General features: G+C 50.6%; 15 protein-coding genes and 1 tRNA gene. 11 read left to right on the forward strand and 5 right to left on the reverse strand.

Annotation, left to right across the window (positions count from 1 at the left end):
- Window positions 1-42 precede the first annotated feature (42 nt).
- Genes ruvB through ruvC form a run of 3 tightly spaced genes read right to left on the reverse strand, consistent with a single transcriptional unit; the run spans window position 43 to window position 2,256 of the window.
- A complete protein-coding gene (ruvB, locus tag RBH76_05520) occupies window positions 43-1,092 on the reverse strand; it encodes a Holliday junction branch migration DNA helicase RuvB (protein ID WMJ84878.1) in 1,050 nt (349 codons plus the stop codon).
- Between the two features lie 43 nt (window positions 1,093-1,135).
- On the reverse strand, window positions 1,136-1,738 hold the full coding sequence (gene ruvA, locus RBH76_05525; GenBank protein ID WMJ84879.1) for a Holliday junction branch migration protein RuvA: 603 nt from the start codon (window positions 1,736-1,738) through the stop codon (window positions 1,136-1,138).
- Entirely contained in the window at window positions 1,735-2,256 is a 522-nt protein-coding gene (ruvC, locus tag RBH76_05530) for a crossover junction endodeoxyribonuclease RuvC (protein WMJ84880.1), read from the reverse strand. The genes ruvA and ruvC overlap by 4 nt, the downstream gene beginning before the upstream one ends.
- Window positions 2,257-2,694: 438 nt before the next feature.
- Between ruvC and RBH76_05535 the strand changes: the two genes are divergently transcribed.
- Complete coding sequence (locus RBH76_05535; protein ID WMJ84881.1) at window positions 2,695-3,126, forward strand: hypothetical protein; 432 nt, start codon at window positions 2,695-2,697, stop codon at window positions 3,124-3,126.
- Window positions 3,127-3,376: 250 nt separating this feature from the next.
- On the opposite strand, the gene RBH76_05540 is transcribed toward RBH76_05535, so the two are convergent.
- Window positions 3,377-3,452, reverse strand: a tRNA-Val gene (locus RBH76_05540).
- A gap of 318 nt (window positions 3,453-3,770) precedes the next feature.
- On the opposite strand from RBH76_05540, the gene RBH76_05545 reads away from it, so the two are divergent.
- The 9 genes from RBH76_05545 to RBH76_05585 all read left to right on the forward strand — a co-directional run bounded on the left by RBH76_05545 (window position 3,771) and on the right by RBH76_05585 (window position 15,224).
- Window positions 3,771-4,664 (forward strand): transporter substrate-binding domain-containing protein, encoded by an 894-nt coding sequence (locus RBH76_05545; protein ID WMJ84882.1) that lies wholly within the window; start codon window positions 3,771-3,773, stop codon window positions 4,662-4,664.
- A 28-nt stretch (window positions 4,665-4,692) separates the two neighbouring features.
- Entirely contained in the window at window positions 4,693-5,346 is a 654-nt protein-coding gene (locus tag RBH76_05550; protein ID WMJ84883.1) for an amino acid ABC transporter permease, read from the forward strand.
- Between the two features lie 18 nt (window positions 5,347-5,364).
- Window positions 5,365-6,108 carry an amino acid ABC transporter ATP-binding protein gene (locus RBH76_05555; GenBank protein ID WMJ84884.1) on the forward strand — a complete coding sequence of 248 codons (744 nt, stop codon included), beginning with the start codon at window positions 5,365-5,367 and terminating at the stop codon, window positions 6,106-6,108.
- Window positions 6,109-6,213: 105 nt separating this feature from the next.
- Window positions 6,214-6,945 (forward strand): SH3 domain-containing protein, encoded by a 732-nt coding sequence (locus RBH76_05560; GenBank protein WMJ84885.1) that lies wholly within the window; start codon window positions 6,214-6,216, stop codon window positions 6,943-6,945.
- A 286-nt stretch (window positions 6,946-7,231) separates the two neighbouring features.
- Window positions 7,232-9,955, forward strand: a complete 2,724-nt coding sequence (gene secA, locus RBH76_05565; protein WMJ84886.1) for a preprotein translocase subunit SecA — start codon at window positions 7,232-7,234, stop codon at window positions 9,953-9,955.
- 624 nt (window positions 9,956-10,579) lie between these two features.
- The gene (locus RBH76_05570; protein WMJ84887.1) at window positions 10,580-11,254 is read left to right on the forward strand and encodes an ABC transporter ATP-binding protein; all 675 of its coding nucleotides are present in this window, start codon (window positions 10,580-10,582) and stop codon (window positions 11,252-11,254) included.
- A 50-nt stretch (window positions 11,255-11,304) separates the two neighbouring features.
- Window positions 11,305-12,912, forward strand: coding sequence for a hypothetical protein (locus RBH76_05575; protein ID WMJ84888.1), 1,608 nt, complete (start codon window positions 11,305-11,307; stop codon window positions 12,910-12,912).
- Between the two features lie 145 nt (window positions 12,913-13,057).
- Complete coding sequence (locus RBH76_05580) at window positions 13,058-14,185, forward strand: ABC transporter permease (protein WMJ84889.1); 1,128 nt, start codon at window positions 13,058-13,060, stop codon at window positions 14,183-14,185.
- Window position 14,186: 1 nt separating this feature from the next.
- A complete protein-coding gene (locus RBH76_05585; protein ID WMJ84890.1) occupies window positions 14,187-15,224 on the forward strand; it encodes an ABC transporter permease in 1,038 nt (345 codons plus the stop codon).
- A gap of 60 nt (window positions 15,225-15,284) precedes the next feature.
- Here the strand turns inward: RBH76_05585 and RBH76_05590 are convergent, their stop codons facing one another.
- Complete coding sequence (locus RBH76_05590) at window positions 15,285-15,710, reverse strand: HD domain-containing protein (GenBank protein ID WMJ84891.1); 426 nt, start codon at window positions 15,708-15,710, stop codon at window positions 15,285-15,287.
- Window positions 15,711-16,002: 292 nt separating this feature from the next.
- Between RBH76_05590 and RBH76_05595 the strand changes: the two genes are divergently transcribed.
- Window positions 16,003-18,072 carry a U32 family peptidase gene (locus RBH76_05595; protein WMJ84892.1) on the forward strand — a complete coding sequence of 690 codons (2,070 nt, stop codon included), beginning with the start codon at window positions 16,003-16,005 and terminating at the stop codon, window positions 18,070-18,072.
- The last annotated feature ends 11 nt before the right edge of the window (window positions 18,073-18,083 follow it).

Consider the following 18,083-nt stretch of genomic DNA (forward strand, 5'->3'; position numbering starts at 1 on the left):
CAGTTGGTTTAGCCCCGCAAGTTATTGATATGTTGTCACACTTCAAAGTAAGCTAGTCTGATCCGAATCATTTTGTGGAGAAATAAGGCCGAGATGCTGCACCGCCAGCGCTGTTGTACAGCGCCCGCGCGGCGTTCGCGCCAAAAAGCCCAGCTGCATCAGATAGGGCTCGTAAACATCTTCGATGGTGATGGCTTCCTCGCCAGTGGCGGCGGCAAGCGTTTCAAGCCCGACGGGGCCACCGTTGTAGTTCTTGATGATCACGGTGAGCATACGCCGGTCAATTGCATCCAGTCCCAGCCGGTCAATTTCCAGCCGAGAAAGCGCAATATCAGAAATATCACTGGTGATAACGCCGTCTCCCATGACCTGCGCAAAATCTCGCACGCGTTTTAAGAGCCGATTAGCGATACGCGGCGTGCCCCTTGCACGGTGTGCCAGTTCGACGGCACCTTGCGCTTCACACGGAATGTCTAGAATCTTGGCGCTACGCACGATGATTTCGGCCAACTCTTCGGGGTTATAAAGCTCCAGGCGCATCTGTACGCCGAAGCGATCTCGCAACGGCGCGGAAAGCTGCCCCGCACGAGTCGTAGCACCAATCAGTGTAAAACGCGGCAAATCGAGCCGGATAGAGCGCGCCGATGGCCCCTTGCCAATCATGATATCCAGCTCAAAGTCCTCCATCGCGGGGTACAAAACCTCCTCCACCGAGCGGTTGAGACGATGTATTTCGTCGATGAACAGAATATCGCCCTCGCCAAGGTTGGTCAGCAGCGCCACCAGATCGCCCTGGCGCTCAAGCGCCGGACCGGAGGTGACGCGGATCTGTACCCCCATCTCATTGGCTATAATCTGCGCCAGTGTGGTTTTACCCAGTCCTGGCGGGCCGTAGAATAGCGCGTGATCCAGCGGTTCCGCCCTAAGGCGGGCCGCCTCTAAAAATATCTTAAGGTTTTCCTTGACCTTGGTCTGGCCGATATATTCGTCCAAGCTGCGCGGGCGCAACGACAGCTCGGTTTCAGAATCGAGCCGTGTATACTCCGGCGCAACGATGCGATTTTCAAAATCAGTTTCATCATTTCGCAGCAAGAAAAGACCTCCTTTTTATGGTTGTGGCAGTGTGGTTAAAGCACTAGAAGCGCGCAAGTTTTTTTAAGCCGCGCTTGACCAGCGTTTCCACCGACATCTCATCGGTGCAGTCAGCCAACGCGCCTGCCGCTTCCGACTGGCTGTAGCCCAGCGCCGCTAAAGCGGCTATCGCCTCGCTGAGGTTGCCGCCCTTAGTCGTGGAAGCTGAAACTGCCTCCAGCACCTTGGTATCGGCCGAACCAAAGCCGCCTAGCTTGTCCTTTAACTCCAAAACAATGCGCTGCGCAAGCTTGTTGCCCACACCCACCGAACGAGTCAGCGCCTTAGCATCACCGGAAGCCACCGCTAAAGCCAGCTGACTGGAACTAAAGTCAGATAACAGAGTCAGCGCCAATCTAGCCCCCACCCCGTTGACCGTGGTCAGCAACCGAAAACTCGCCAACTCCTGCGCGTCAGCAAAACCAAAAAGGTCTACCGTGTCATCACGTACCACCATATGGGTCAACAAAAGCACCTCGCTGCCTGTGCACGGCATTTTAGTTAGGGTGTTGAGTGAAACGGCGCAACGATAACCCACACCAGCACACTCCACCACAACGCCACCCGGCTCAGCGAGCAAGAGCTCCCCTCTAAGTGAATAAATCATCGGTTCCTCCTGTTGTTGTCGTTTAGCACCGCGCGCCGCATCGTTGAAACCGATGCGCTGTGCGCGTGACAAATCGCTATGGCCAACGCGTCGGCGACATCATCCGGCTTAGGACATTCCGGCAGACACAATAGCCGCCGGGTCATGTCCATCACTTGACGTTTTTCGGCCTTGCCATAGCCAACCACTGCCTGCTTGACCTGCATAGGATTATATTCGAACGGCTCAATGTCATACTGTGCTGCCGCTAGCAAAATGACCCCTCTGGCTTGCGCTACATAGATGCCTGTCGTCTTGTTCTGCGAAAAAAAAAGCTCTTCTATCGCCATGGCGTCGGGGCGTACCCGCTCAATCAGCGCGCACATGTCGCTGTAAATGGACGCCAGTCGCTTTTCAAACGGAACCTTGGGCGGCGTGGTAATTGCATCCGCCTCCAACATGGCAAATCGGCCGCGGTCGTAAGAAACCGCACCGCAACCGACAATGGCATACCCTGGGTCTATGCCTAATACCACCATCGGCTTACCTCCCTTGTTTGTCGTAAATGGGTATATCTGACTTATTATAGCATAGACAGCCCTTTCCAACAAGCAGTCAAGCGTCGTTTTTATGAGCATTGCATGTGTCATTTGTAAACAAAACTGCTCTCGTGATGACGTCAACCGCACCACCTTTGGAGCATGATTAATGATATATAAATGTCATTCTTTCATACCGTCATATCTGGTTAAAGAAGATGTACATCCCGATACCGCATTTAATGTTTACAAACCTTACCATCTATAGTAAGTATGGAGGAAATGTTTGACAAAAGGATGATGGACGTGTTATGTAAACATTGTGGTTAAAGAGATTCCTGGAAACAGCAAATTCTGCCGGTACTGCGGTCAGCCCGTTGTGTCGCAATGTGAAAGCCCCACCAATGAGCCACCCGAGATGCAACAACAGCAAATCTGATGCTGCAGCTGAGTGACAAAATACTGTACAACATGCGTTATGCATTAGGCAGCGATGGTACTATTATCGCTAAAGACAGACTCTTTAAAGATCGGGGATACGGAGAGCTAATTTTTGACAATCCAATCAATCCTGATAAATGGGTAAAAAACGCCGCAGATTTTAACAATGCCGAGGATGAGATAACGTTGACAGAGTTTACTGCCATTGATCTTGGGATGACCTACAAAGAGGCGTGCGCTATCATCAGCAGCCACGGCATCGAAAATTATCGCGTTAATGTTCTAGGATACGAAACCGTAATCTACACCTGGGAAGGTATTGGTACCAAGGAGGCCAGCGCTACCCTGACCTTTACCGACGGTTTATTAATTGCTAAGGAACAGAACGCCCTAAAGCAAATATTGAGATTAAGACCGCATTGCAGCTAAAACAGCTTGACCATGCGGTCTTATTTTATCTTTCTTCGCCACTTCAATTCCTGACGGTATCACATTTTAAATTAAAAAGCGTCTTTGTATGGAATATTATTTCCACCGTCGTTGTTGTCTGGGTTCTATTTCAAAGGCAAAAGGTATTGGGCATAGCAAGAATGGAAAACGCTATTTTGTCGTCAAAATTTTCAACGCAAAACAAAAACCGCACTGCCCGCCGAAAACGGCTTAGCAATGCGGTTTTTTCTGGTGGACGATAACGGGCTCGAACCGCTGACCCTTCGCACGTCAAGCGAATGCTCTACCAGCTGAGCTAATCGTCCATGTCACTTCAAGCGACGTAGGCAATTATACAACACGAAACTAAAAAAAGCAAGGGGTTTGTCCCACTTTTTTAAATTTTTTTTACTAAACACCATTGTAACGCTTAGAAATGCGAAAAAACCGATTAAGGGCTTACAATTTCTTAATGATCTTGAAGAAAACCGGCGTCTAAATGCGAAATATAAAGATATTCAGACTATAATCGCTATAATTTAAAAATTCGGGGATTTGTCGCCGCTTTTTCTAGTTAGCATTTTACCTTGCTAAACTGTTATAATGAGACCTGTTCAAATATCATGTGAAAGGAATGGACCCTCATGAAAAAGATTATTTGCGCAACTCTCGCAGCCGCAATGGCGCTTGCTCTGACTGCCTGCGGCGGCGCTTCTTCCAGTGTTTCAACTCCCGCTTCCTCCGAGGCATCGGCTGCTTCTTCCGCCGCCCCCGCTAAAGAAACCTATATCGAGTTGACCGAAGACCTCGGCGCCGAAGAATACGGCGTAGGTTTTCGCAACGGTGACATCGCCTTTGGCCTTGAGGTACAAAAATACTTAGACGAGATGATTGCCGACGGCACCGCCGCTGAAATTTCTCAGAAGTGGTTTGATACCGACGCACTTTTTAAGGACAAGGGTTTCCTTGAGGAATCCGAAGCGCCCGCCGACGACAAGTCGCTTGAAAGCATCAAATCTAAAGGCAAGTTCATCGTCGGCCTTGACGACAGCTATCCCCCCATGGGCTTCCGCGATGATAAAAATGAGATTGTTGGCTTTGATATCGACCTCGCCAGAGAAGTTGCCAAGCGTATGGGCGTCGAAGTTGAGTTCCAGCCCATCGATTGGGATTCTAAAGAGCTTGAGCTCAACGCAGGAAAAATCGACTGTATCTGGAATGGTATGACCATTACCTCCGAGCGCGTCGCAAATATGTACTTCACCAAGCCCTATATTGCCAACCAGCAGATCATCATTGTCCCCGCTTCGTCCGGTATCACCACTAAGACGCAGCTTGAGGGCAAGATTGTCGGCCTGCAAAAAGGTTCTTCCTCGCTTGAAGCGCTCACCTCTGACCCCATTGGTGACAAAGTCAAGGAAATTGTGGAGTATCCCGATAACGTCTCGGCTTACATGGATTTACAAGCTGGACGAATAGACGTTTTTGTTGTAGACTCTGTTGTGGGTCGATATGTCATCGCACAGAACGCCCGATAATTAAAACGGAAACGGTGGTCGTAAATCAATGCTAAAAAATTTTTTTGACATCGCCATACTGCTGACTGACGGTGTCAAATATACCCTTGCGCTTTTTGCGGTCACCATTGTTGGGTCGATGCCGCTGGGGTTGTTGCTCACATTTATGCGCATCGGAAAAAGTACCATTCTCCGTGGTATAACTAGCTTTTATGTGTACATAATGCGCGGAACACCGTTGCTGTTACAGCTTTACTTCTTTTATTATGGCCTACCATTTATTCCCGGCATGAAAAACGTCATCGTGCTCGACCGACTAACAGCGGCGATGCTCGCTTTTGTTTTGAATTACGCGGCCTATTTCTGCGAGATTTTCCGCGGTGGCATCATTTCGGTGGACAAGGGTCAATATGAAGCTGCCCGCGTGCTGGGCTTTTCCAAAGTACAAACGCTGTTTAAAATTGTACTGCCACAGATGTTGCGCGTGTCGCTGCCCTCCATCGCCAACGAGAGCATTACACTGGTTAAGGATACGGCGCTGGTCACGGTTATCGGCGTCACCGAGATTCTGTATTTTGCCAAGGCGACGGTCAACCGTCAGGCGGTGTTCACCGCTTATCCCGTGGCGGCGGTGTTTTATCTGTTGATGACTTATATCATCACCAAGCTGTTCGATTATCTCGAACGCAAATACAGCTTTTAAGGGGGGCGCGCTAATATTATGAGTATTATTGAAGTACGCAACCTTAAAAAAAGCTTTGGCGATGTAAGAGTACTCGACGGTGTCTCCTTTTCGGTCGAAAAGGGAGAAGCCATTGCGGTCATCGGCCCCTCCGGCTCAGGCAAAAGCACCATGCTGCGCTGTCTGATCGGTTTAGAACGTGCAGACGGTGGCGATATTATCATCGAAGGCGACCCGCTCATGCAAAATGGCGTCTATGTCGGCGACGCTCAGATGCGTAAGGCTTGCGCTAAAATGGGTATGGTATTCCAAAGCTTTAATCTTTTTCCGCATATGACCGTGCTCAATAATCTGATTGCGGCACCGACAATAGTGCGCAAAGAAGATAAAACCGAGGCTACCGAGCGCGCCCGCACGCTACTGAGTGACGTGGGGCTCTTGGATAAGGCCAATGTCTACCCCTCAGCGCTTTCGGGCGGACAAAAACAGCGTGTGGCCATCGCCCGCGCGCTGATGATGAACCCCGATCTATTGCTGTTCGATGAACCAACCTCGTCACTTGACCCTCAGCTGACTGCCGAGGTGCTGGCGGTGATGAAAAAGCTGGTGAAAAAGCGCATGACCATGATCGTTGTTACCCATGAGATGGGTTTTGCCCGAGAGGCTGCTGATAAAGTGATGTTCATGTGTGATTGCAACATCGTTGAGATGGGTACCACCAAGGAAGTTTTTGATCACCCTAAAGACCCGCGTATTCGGGAGTTCATACAAAGTATTTTATAAAATCAGGCTATATTGCATTAAATTGATGCAATATAGCCTGATTTTTGCACCTTTTTTGTTTTTTGTCATATCATGCTACTGTAAAAAGCATGCAGGAGGTTTGTTATGCCAAAAATATATTTGAGCCCCTCAACACAAGAGGGCAACTTTTATGTCACCGGCGGCTCAGAGGAATACCATATGAACCAACTGGCCGATGCACTTGAGCCATACTTACGGGCAAACGCCATCGGCTTTACCCGCAACAATCCTAACCAAACTGTTGTTTCAATCATACGCCAGTCCAACGCCGGGGATTATGCACTGCATCTAGCGCTTCATTCCAACGCTGCGCCCGAATACGGCACCTTGCGCGGCGTGGATATTTACTATTTCCCCGGCAGCTATTCGGGGCAGCGTGCGGCTAATATCGCCGTCCGGCGCTTTAAGGAAATTTATCCGCTGCCAGACAAGGTACGCGCACTTACCACGACGAGACTCGGCGAGGTCGACAAGGTCAAGGCTCCCGCACTGTTCCTTGAAATTGGGTACCATGACAACGAGGAAGATGCCAATTGGGTAACCGAGAATCTTGACACCATTGCCAAAACGATTGGTCAGACACTTGCAGAATATTTTGGGCAGCCGTTTGTCAGCCCGATTCAGCCGCAGCAGGCAACAGTGTCCACCTCGGGTTCAAATCTGAACATACGCGCCCGTCCCAGTACCTCAGCGGCAGTCATCGGCAGCATTCCGAACGGTGCCAAAGTCACGGTCTATGGTTTGTTGCCTGAGTGGGCCAGCGTCTCTTACAACAATAATATCGGCTTTGTCAACAGAAAGTATTTGAATATTTAGTTTGCCTTTTAATACCTGCGTAAAAGCGCGTCGTCGGTTCGCCGCGCTTTTGCAGGTGTTACAAAGGTAAATGTTCATATTTTAAATTAAGAATTCGTCAAACGTTTACAGCTTTCTCTTTGACATCGAGACATTTTCAGGCTACAATACTAAATGGTATCGGCAGAAGGTCGGCAATAAATTTAAATTTTATCGTCGCTGACATGTTGCACTTATGCCTGTGCCAAATGCGGACAAAATTAAGAGGAAACAATTCAAATTTAAAGATAAAAAAGAGGTATCGCCGATGGGCATTTTTGACAAGATATTCGGAAACTACTCCGACAAGGAACTAAAGCGCATCCGGCCTATTGCCAACAGCGTTATGGCGCTGGAAGGCAAATATGCAGCTCTCACCAACGCAGAGCTCAAGGCCGTAACACCTGCTTTGAAGGCTCGCCTGCAAGCTGGAGAAACGCTTGACGACATTTTGCCCGACGCCTTTGCCGCTTGCCGTGAGGCAGCGTGGCGCGTGCTGGGGATGAAGCACTTCCCTGTTCAGATTATCGGCGGCATTGTGCTTCATCAAGGACGCATTGCCGAGATGAAAACCGGTGAAGGAAAGACGCTGGTCGCCACGTTACCGTCTTATCTCAATGCGCTCTCGGGTGAGGGCGTTCACATCGTGACCGTCAACGAATATCTGGCCCGCCGCGATAGCGAGTGGATGGGCAAGGTGCACCGTTTCATGGGGCTGACCGTCGGTCTGGCCGTGCCCGGTATGGATAACGACGAAAAGCGCAAAGCTTATACTTGCGATATCACTTATGCCACCAATAACGAACTTGGCTTTGACTATCTGCGCGACAACATGGTTGTGTACAAAGAGCAGATGGTACAGCGCGGACATGCCTTTGCCATCGTCGACGAAGTTGACTCCATCCTGATCGACGAAGCAAGAACGCCGCTGATTATTTCGGGACAGGGTGACAAATCTAGCGACCTTTATGAGCGCGCCGACAAGTTTGCCAAAGGCTTGACCCGCACTAAGGTGACCGAGCTTGACGACAAACAGGAGCAGGAAGTGCTTGAAGGCGATTTCATTGTTGACGAAAAGGCCCGCACTGCCACCCTTACCCAGTCGGGCGTAAAAAAGGCCGAGCGCTATTTTAGCATTGAAAACCTCACCGACGCCGATAACATCACGCTGTCTCACCACATTAATCAGGCCATCAAAGCCAACGGCATCATGCAGCGTGACGTAGATTACGTCGTCAAAGACGACGAGGTTATTATCGTTGACGAGTTCACCGGCCGCCTGATGATCGGTCGTCGTTATAACGAAGGGTTGCATCAGGCTATTGAGGCCAAGGAGGGCGTCAAGGTTGAGCGCGAAAGCAAAACGCTGGCGACCATCACCTTCCAAAACTACTTCAGAATGTACAAAAAGCTCTCCGGTATGACCGGTACCGCTCTCACCGAAGAAAACGAATTTCGTGAGATTTATAACCTCGATGTCATCGTGATCCCCACCAACCGCCCGGTTATCCGTCAGGATTATGACGACGTGATCTACCGCAGCGAACAGGGCAAATATAACGCCGTCATTGAGCAGGTTGTGGAATGCCACGAAAAGGGTCAGCCGGTGCTGGTCGGTACAATTACCATCGATAAATCCGAGTTGCTCTCGTCGATGCTTAAAAAGCGCGGCATTAAGCACGAGGTGCTAAACGCCAAATATCACGAGCGTGAGGCAGTTATTGTTGCACAGGCCGGCCAGTTTGGCGCTGTCACCATTGCCACCAATATGGCGGGTCGTGGTACTGACATCATGCTCGGCGGCAACGCGGAGTTTCTGGCAAAGAATGAGATGCGCCGCCAGGGCTTCTCTGAGGAATTGATTGAGCAGTCCACCGGTCACTCAGATACTGACGATAACGAGATTATTGAGGCGAGGAAGCAATATGCCCAATTGCATGATAAATTCCGTCAATTAATTGCACCCGAGGCCGAAAAGGTTAAGGCGGCGGGTGGCCTGTTTATCATCGGTACCGAGCGGCACGAATCACGCCGTATTGATAACCAGCTGCGCGGCCGTTCCGGCCGTCAGGGTGATCCTGGCGAATCTCGCTTTTTCCTCTCGCTGGAGGATGACCTCATGCGTCTGTTCGGCGGCGACCGGATACAGAACCTCATGGAAACCCTGAAGGTTGACGAGGAAACGCCAATTGAGGCCAAGCTTTTATCTTCAACTATTCAATCAGCACAGTCTAGGGTCGAGGGTCGAAACTTCTCCACCCGTAAAAACGTTCTGCAGTTTGACGACGTCATGAATCGTCAGCGCGAGATGATCTATTCCCAGCGTCGTTCGGTCATCGACGGCGAGGATATCAAAGAGACCATTCTGCGCATGTTCGACGGCGTCATCACCGATGCGGTGGATTCTTATCTGCCAGGTGCCACCGAAGCTGAAAGCTGGAATCTGACCGGCTTGCGCGATTATCTCTTAGGATGGGTTACCGACAAGGACGACCTTAACTATACGCTGGGCGATCTGGACCGAATCGGGCGTGATGCCATCCGTGAGCAGCTACAAAAAAAGGCGCACGACCGTTATGAGGCGCGTGAAAAGGAGTGGGGCGAAAACCTTACCCGTGACCTTGAGCGCATGATTCTGCTTAAAAACGTCGATGTGCACTGGATGGATCATATCGACGCTATGGACGAATTGCGCCGCGGCATTTATCTGCGCAGCTACGGCCAACGTGACCCAGTTGTGGAATACCGTGTTGAAGGCTCAGAAATGTATGACGCCATGGTACAGGCCATCCGGGAGGACACCGTTAAAATGCTGTTAACCGTGCGCGTGCGCATTGAAGCGCCCGTCGAGCGCGAGCAGGTGGCAAAGCCCACCGAACCTGTGCCGGATGGCAGCGCTAAGCCGGTGCAGCGCAAAACTAAAAAGGTCGGCAGAAACGACCCCTGCCCCTGTGGTAGTGGTAAAAAATATAAGCACTGTTGCGGAAGATAATCGTACACCCAAACTGACACAAATATTTGTTTTGACACAAGGCTGCCGCCAAATTGCGGCAGCCTTAATTTGTCGAAAAGCTTTCTTGTCGCTTAGGTTTAGCCCAATCTCCTCAGAACACGTAATTACGTGTTTTATCGTCAATCCGGCGCATGCTTGCGTGGCTTAACAGCTTTACTGCTCACATTATCTCCCCTAGCTACACAATACCCAATTTACTCTTTTGAACAGTTTTCAGCGCAACCGGTATGGTAAATCAGGCCTTCTTGCTCTTTGACTAAACTTATCTGTTGCCAATGCGTAAATCTATACATTGTGCTAAAATTTAAGTCAAGAGGCAAAAAAATGCAATTATCTTCACACTCTATTATTAATGAAACTTAGTATTTGCTCATAAAGATAGCAAAAGGGGCTTGTGCTACTGGGAATTTTTTTCAAAAAGGCTTTCATTCTTTGAGCGTTTGATGTATGATACGTTACGGTTATAGTGTCGTCAACGAAAGCGCCTTTTGGTGTTTAGAAGGCTTGTCCTTGATTCTTTCGCCTTTTCGGCGGATGATACTTTCGGCTCCGGTCTACTTATGCCAACGCTATTTGTCGCCGACGTGAAAAGAGGGGGTTGCTGTGTTAAAGCTCTATAAACTGCAAAAAAGCTTTGATAAGAAGCGCCCTGTTTTAAGAGAGATCACCTTTTCGCTAGCGCCAGGTTCAGCCATCTGCATCGCTGGTAGAAATGCCACTGGCAAAACCACCTTGTTGCGTTTGGCTTCCGGGTTGCTTTTGCCAGATTCGGGTACTGTCAGCTGCAGCGGTAAAATTGCTTTTGTCCCCCAGGAACCCGTGTTGCTGCCGGAACTCACGGTGTTGGATAATCTCAGGTTGTGGTATTCAGCCCAGGGATTAGATGGCCCTTTTTTTGCCGAAAAGTCACCTGAAACAGCGTTGGGATTGTTACCTTTTCGCAAAAAGCGCGCCGGCGCACTTTCAGGCGGGATAAAAAAACGCCTATCAATCGCCACGGCGCTGGTGGGCAGCCCTAACTTTCTTTTGCTTGACGAACCCTTTGCAGCGTTAGATGCACCGGGTTGCCATGAGTTGTCATTGCTGTTTTGCCGCTTAAAAGCCCAAGGCATTGGCATTTTGTTCACCTCGCACGAGCCCGCACAGATTGCCGCTCTCGCCGATGATGTCTTTTTGCTTCAGGACGGGCGACTTTCAAGGACGCTAACACTTAGCGATATTTCCAAGGAACAGCGCGAATCCAGCGTTTTAGCCTTACTTTTCAATACCGCGCTATAATGTATAACCAAGCTATATAATGGCCACAAGAGAATAACAGGAGGATTTTCATGAACGAAAACAACGGAGCGAATTTTAACGCATCAGAGACGGTCACCACCCTGCCGCCACCTGTTCCGCAAAAGAAAGCGGGCAAGTCAAAGCTACTTATAGGGGCTGCTGCCGTCTGCGCGATTGCAGCTGTTGCGGCAGTTATCAAGTTTTCTTCTACCCCCGACCCCAAGACGACGGTAGAAGCGGCCTTCACCGCAACCGCAGAGCAGCAACAGATCGCTGTCGATAAGATATACCAAAAGATTCCTGCCGCGAAGCTGATGTTCGAAGGCCGCAGCGGCGCCATGACCACCGATTTTGACTTTAAGTTAAACGCCATTGAAGATAACCCTTACGCTGCTTTTGCGAACGCTATTCTAAAGGATGCCGGCATCCGAGGTAGCGCCAGCAGCGATCCTGCGCAGCAGACCGCCGCTTTTAACGCCTCGGTTTATCTCAAGGATGCGCCGATGATTGAAGCTCATGCCTTTATGTCGCCGGAACTTATTGTCGCGGGCGTACCCACCTTTAGCCAGACAGCTCTTTCGATTAACCCCACCACCTTTGCGCAGGATTATACCGGAAGCGTACTCAATGCTGTCTACCCGATTGATGCGCAGTCGCTCGATATGATGCAGGGCGTCATTACCGGAGAAATTGAATATATCAACGCCATCAGCGCGATTTCTTACGAGAAGATGTTGGCTGACATTACCCCCATCTTTAAAAATGCGCTGACCAATGCGACCTATACATACGACAAACAAAACAAAAAATATGTGGTCGATATCCCTGGCGAAGACCTGAAAAGCGCCGTGCTTGACTACTATCGCTATATTTATTTTGAATCAGAATTTGGCGTAGCGATTGAAAAGATGGTTACCTCTGCGATCGACGCAGATCCCAGTATGACCTATGAGGGCATGATGAACGAAGCTATCTCCAGCATTGATGAAAGCCTCCCGGATATGGACGCTAAGCTGACGCTGGATATTAAAAGCGGCCTGATTAAATCCGCTAATCTGGTTTGCACCCCCGTTGCAGCTGCCTCCTCTTCTGAAAGCGCCGAGGTACCTGAAATCATAGTGAACAGCTTTGTTTTTGATTGCACCTTCGACGATGCAGTCAATACCGCAAAATTGGTCATCGCAACTGAAGATGCAATGAACATAACAATGGATGCCACTTCCACTTTCTCAAACGACACCTATGCGACGGATATGACTGTAGGGGTCGAGTCCAGCTTCATCACGTTTAATATGCCGCTGAATATCAGTGTTGCAGCCGACGGTGCTTACAGCTGCGTCGCCGATATGAACATTGATGCAGACGGTGATCTTGTTAATGCTGGCTTTGCTTTTAACGGTACCGCCGTACTTGAAAACGACGCGCTTACTGTGAGCCTACCCGATTCCCGCATTTATGCTTCGGCGTCTGACACTGCAGTCGGAGCATTGGTGTTCGACATTGACTACACCAATGCGCCTTTAACCGAAGCACTGACCGCGCCCGAAAGCACCTCGCTCTTTGAGTTGGATGCGCAACAGCTTGAACAGTTAAACAATGAATATTCCGTCGGGTATGAAAGCCTTGTCGGCCAGCTTTACAGTCTGCTAATGGGCTGATTTAACCGCCGGGCCACATTCTGACCTTTCGGTAAGACGCCCCTTTTCGCGCCGCATAATACGAGCGAAAGGGGGCGTTTTGTGCCGGTTTGTAAGAGTTATGATAGCTTTGTGATTAAATGGCAGAAAAGGGGGGTGAAACACCGTGAAGCTGGTTTTTCAGGGTTGGCGCATCGCGTTGCGACACAGCCTGGGCGCAATGCTAAGCATTCTGATTTGCCTTGCGCTGCTTTTTACAGCGGCGTTAGCCGTTCTGAGCGCCGCACCGATGCCTGAGCCGGTCAAGTTGGCTGTTGTCAGTCTCGATGACTCCTCAATGCCCACTACACTAATCGCCTCTGTGATGGCCTCAAGTTTTGAGGGGGTCGCGACAGTAACTCTGCTTGAGCCAGATGAAAATACCAATGGTTATGCCGCTGTGTTAACGCTACCACAGGGCTTTTGGAACAGCATTATGACTGGAGAAAATCTCGCCCCTGCGCTCACTGTCAACGTCTCTTCACCACTAGAGGGACTCTGGATACGTCAGCTGGCCCAATCCGCCGGCCGCACGCTGCTGAGTGCGCAGAACGCCGTAGGCGGTTTGCTTTCAGCCATGTATGCCGAGGGTCTATCCGATGACGAAATCAATCAGAAACTATTTTCGGCGGATATGGCTTTAATGGAAAGCTATTTGGCCCGAAAGGGCCTGTTTGACAGCCAGGTGCTGCACACCACTGGAGATGTTGCAGTCGCAGCATATTACGGTAGCTCTGCGGTTTCATTTGTCTTTTTTTCCCTCTTGTTTCTGCTATTTCCACCACTTTACGCGCTGCGGCAGTTTGCAGCCTTTTCACAGCGTCGGCGCGAAACCTTTACCAGTTGTACTTTGACTGCCATAACGCTGTTTGCCCTTCTCTGCCCTCTGGGCGTTGTCGCACTGGGCTCTCCGATTCAAAATTTTCTGGGTGTCAGCGGCCTTCTCTTAATTTTACTTTGCGCATCGCTACTGGTTTTTTGCGCCGCAGCTTTTTCTTCAACCGCTGCCTGCGGTGCGGCAGTTACTGGGTTGGCATTGATTCAAACGCTATTTGGCGGCGGTCTGCTGCCCGAAGCGCTGATGCCACCCCCGCTGATACCGTTATGTCGCCTGCTACCGCTTTCGCTGATGCGCCGCCTGACCATCGACGCGGCGTTTGGAGCTGGCTTTTCGGACACCGGAGTCGCCCTGCTTTGGTGCATCTTGCTTACCGGTGGCGCGCTTCTGCTGTGGTCGCGAAAGGAGGCGGTGTGATTTGCCCAAGTTTTTAAGTCTACTGGGCTTGTTTTTAAAGTACCGCCTCAAAAGCGCCGCTTTTTGGGTCGGTGCTGCAGTACTATTGCTGCTGTTTGGCAGCTTTGCACTGCTCTGCCCGGTAGAACGTCCAGCCTCAGCGCAGATCGGATTGATGTATGACACTACCGACATTCCTTTGCAGAGCGCTTGTGAACCGCTGTTAGCCTCTGACACGTTATATTTTATCTACTACCCGCCCGAGGCGCTGCCCACCATGCAACAGGATGTTCGCACTGGAGTTCTGCATTGCGCCTACCACATCAACCCTCAGAACGATCCACCAATCACGGTCTATGAAAACGAAGGCGCATTTCTTACCTCTGTCACTGATGAATTAGTATTTGCCGCGTGGTTTGAAACGCAGTTACCTCAAACTACCCTCACAATCGCTGAAAAGCTAGGCCTTAAAGATCAGCAGCACATCGTCGCAGAAATGCAGCGGCTACAGGTACAGAACAGTCCATTGACACTGCTATTGACACTAAATGCCTCCACGGCACCACAACCAGCGGACAGCAGCGGACTAGTCCCTTTGCTTTATGCGGTGCTTATACCGCTATTTCTGCTCTGCTGTGCCTTTTCGGCCATATTGGCTCCGAGCCGCGAACGAGAGCTGATGGCCCTTTTGCAGTTGCGCTGCTCGGCACGTCCCTGGTTGCCCGCTACCGCTTCGGCACTGGCACAGGTCCTCCTTTTCGCTGTACTATCCACGCTCTGCGAGGTGTTACTTCTGCTTTGGGGAATTGATGCAGGTTATGCGCCAGCCGCACGTCTTACGTTGATCGTCCTGTTGGCGTTGTTAGCGGCGCTGATTGTCCCTATTGTTTCGCGTTTTCGCCCAAGCGCCGTGCTGTTGCTGGTCATGATGTTATGGGCAGCCGTCTCGGTTATTTTTTCCGGGGCGATCATCACACCCGAAGCCCTTGGCAGTTTTAGCACGCTGAAATACCTATCTCCTCCGTGGTATCTGCTGCAGCTCATGACTGCTTTAAGCTAACAGCACCTGAATCTGTTAAACAAAAAGCGGACGCCGGTTTTTATCCGTCGTCCGCCCCTTTTATTCTAATATTCTCAGCGCCGCCGCATATTTTCTCAGGCGCTCCTGGGTCTTTTCAGAATGATCCTTGAGTCGAGCCACATCGCTGTTGTGCTTTAAATCCGCCAGCTTCACCGCCCGCGCAATTGGGTTTTCTTTTAACGCGTTAATATAATCCATATAGGGTGTGCTTTTGTCATGAGTTAACAGTCGCACCGCGTCCATCACCTCAGTTGAAAATCCCGCCTTCTCTAGATCGGTAAAACTGACGGTTGTGTCCTCCACAACATCATGCAGGAGCGCCGCCACAATTTCGCTTTCAGTGTGCATCTGCTCAGCAAGGTGCAGTGGATGGAAAATATACGGAACGCCGCTTCTGTCCAATTGGCCATGATGCGCCGAATAGGCCAGCAGCATTGCCTGTCTGGTCTGTGTCGTATATAACATAAATCCACCCCATTTTAATAACCATTTTGAATTTATTTGTGACAAAGTATAACACACCCCAGCAAACAGGTCAAAGAAAATCTTTCAGAATGTATTTTTGCGTGTTCTACTTCCAATATGCTATAATGTGCACACAGTAGCAATAATCCCGCTTCCAAGGCGGGCATATACCCGAACTTCTTCTCTTTCTGAGAAGTTGCACCGCAAGATAGGTTTTGATGAAACCTGAACATTCATGCTACAATAATAAAAAATAAGATAAAGCTATATTTTTGAAAAGTTAGGAGTAACTATGAACCGACCTGAAATTCTCGCCCCTGCCGGTAGCATGGAATCGCTACAGGCGGCAGTCAATTGCGGTGCTAACGCCGTTTATCTCGGTGCAAAGGCGCTCAATGCCCGCCGAAATGCTGGCAATTTTGACGAGGTGGCGCTTTCCGAAGCGGTTTGCTACGCGCATCTGCACGGCGTTAAAATTTTGCAAACGCTTAATATTGTTATGTTCGATAACGAGATTGACGACCTGTTGCGCGCTGCGGAGACTGCTGCAAAACTAGGTGTTGATGCTGCCATTGTTCAGGACTGGGGCGTGTTGTCACTGCTTAAAGCCACTGTGCCGGAACTTCCACTTTTCGCCTCGACCCAAATGGCGGTGCATAACCTTTCGGGCGCTAAAATGGCGGAAGAAATGGGCTGCAAACGTGTGGTCCTGGCTCGAGAACTGTCTGCAGGAGAAATTGCACACATCGTCCAGAATATCTCGGCACAAACCGAAGTGTTTGTGCATGGTGCGCTGTGCATGAGCGTCTCAGGACAGTGCTATCTCTCATCCATGCTAGGTGGGCGCAGCGGCAACCGCGGATTGTGCGCACAGCCCTGTCGCCTTCCCTTTGCCTGCGCAAGCAGCAGTCATGCGTTGTCTTTAAAAGATCTTTCACTGATTGAGCGCGTCCAAGAGCTTGCCGCACTCGGTGTCAGTTCCCTTAAAATTGAGGGGCGTATGAAACGCCCGGAATATGTCGCCGCCGCCGTGACGGCACTGCGTCAGGCACTCGATGGCGAACAGCCTGATATCGACCGTCTGCGGTCAGTTTTTTCACGCAGTGGCTTTACAACCGGATATTTTGACAGCAAGCGTGACCGATTTATGTTTGGCATTCGGCAAAAGGATGACGTCACTGCCGCCACGAGTGTGCTCGGCGAGCTGGCACAGTTAGCCGGGCGTGATATTGGCGCGGTCCCGGTGGAGGGCGCCTTCACCGCCTTTGAAGACGAACCGATTTCGCTGGCCTTGCGAGATCGAGATAAAAACAACGTCTTTGTCGAGGGAGATGTTCCTCAGGCAGCACACACCAAACCCACCGATGAGGCACGCGTCCGCCAGAGCCTGTTAAAAACCGGTGGTACGCCTTTCCACTTCATCGATCTGGATATCGCACTATCAGACGGGCTAATGATTCCGGTGTCGCAACTCAACGCCCTGAGACGTGAAGCGTTTGAACAACTCTCTGCCCGGCGTTGCGCGCCGCACCCCCACCGCTTTTACCCCGATCGCCCCCCTCTCCCCGCCACGGCCATAGCACCTCCGTCGCAACCCGCGTTGCGCATTCGCTGCCAGGCCAATCAGCTTTCAAAGTCCCTGCTCGATTGCTGCGAAAGCGTTATTCTACCGCTTAATGAGGTTGCTGAAGGCATCCGGTTGGGGGTCACGCCCCAGCGCATTATTGCTGAAATTCCTCGTATTTTATTTACGGATGAAGATCAGGTCGCCCAGAAGCTCAAAATGCTACGCACGCTAGGCGTCACGCGCGCATGGTGTGGCAATGTTGGTGCTGTTTGGCTGGCGAAACAGGCGGGACTGTCTGTCTGCGGTGGTTGGTCACTAAATCTCACCAATACCTTTGCTTTGCAAACAGCGGCTCAGGTGGGCTTATCCGATGCCGAGCTTTCTTTTGAACTGTCACTGTCTCAGGCAATGCATTTGCGTAGCAGTATGCCACTGGGCCTTATCGCTTATGGTTCACTGCCGCTCATGACGTTTCGCAACTGTCCGGTGCGTGCCCAAATCGGCTGCGCCCGCTGTGACCGTAAGCAAACACTCACCGACCGCAAGGACGTCGCCTTTGCGGTGCGTTGTGACCCCTGTGATGCGCAGACCGGTGTGAGCGCGCTTTATAACTCGGTACCGCTTTATCTGGCTGACCGCCGAGATGAGCTTATCGGTCTTTCGTTTGTGACGCTCTGGTTTACCGGCGAATCCCCATTGCAGTGTCAGCATATCGCCGCCGCTTATGCGGGTCGGGCCGACGCAGCGCCGCCTAAAGATTACACACGCGGCCTTTACTACCGAACGGTTTTATAAAAGGAGTTTTC

It is taken from the genome of Oscillospiraceae bacterium MB24-C1 (assembly GCA_030913685.1).
Taxonomy (GTDB): Bacteria; Bacillota; Clostridia; order Oscillospirales; family Ruminococcaceae; genus Yanshouia.

Bases quoted from the DNA above. Each gene is read 5' to 3' on its own strand.
- ruvA (WMJ84879.1), bottom strand. From the start codon at position 1,738: ATGATTTATTCACTTAGAGGGGAGCTCTTGCTCGCTGAGCCGGGTGGC.
- ruvC (WMJ84880.1), bottom strand. From the start codon at position 2,256: ATGGTGGTATTAGGCATAGACCCAGGGTATGCCATTGTCGGTTGCGGT.
- RBH76_05535 (WMJ84881.1), top strand. From the start codon at position 2,695: ATGCTGCAGCTGAGTGACAAAATACTGTACAACATGCGTTATGCATTA.
- RBH76_05545 (WMJ84882.1), top strand. From the start codon at position 3,771: ATGAAAAAGATTATTTGCGCAACTCTCGCAGCCGCAATGGCGCTTGCT.
- RBH76_05550 (WMJ84883.1), top strand. From the start codon at position 4,693: ATGCTAAAAAATTTTTTTGACATCGCCATACTGCTGACTGACGGTGTC.
- RBH76_05555 (WMJ84884.1), top strand. From the start codon at position 5,365: ATGAGTATTATTGAAGTACGCAACCTTAAAAAAAGCTTTGGCGATGTA.
- RBH76_05560 (WMJ84885.1), top strand. From the start codon at position 6,214: ATGCCAAAAATATATTTGAGCCCCTCAACACAAGAGGGCAACTTTTAT.
- secA (WMJ84886.1), top strand. From the start codon at position 7,232: ATGGGCATTTTTGACAAGATATTCGGAAACTACTCCGACAAGGAACTA.
- RBH76_05575 (WMJ84888.1), top strand. From the start codon at position 11,305: ATGAACGAAAACAACGGAGCGAATTTTAACGCATCAGAGACGGTCACC.
- RBH76_05590 (WMJ84891.1), bottom strand. From the start codon at position 15,710: ATGTTATATACGACACAGACCAGACAGGCAATGCTGCTGGCCTATTCG.
- RBH76_05595 (WMJ84892.1), top strand. From the start codon at position 16,003: ATGAACCGACCTGAAATTCTCGCCCCTGCCGGTAGCATGGAATCGCTA.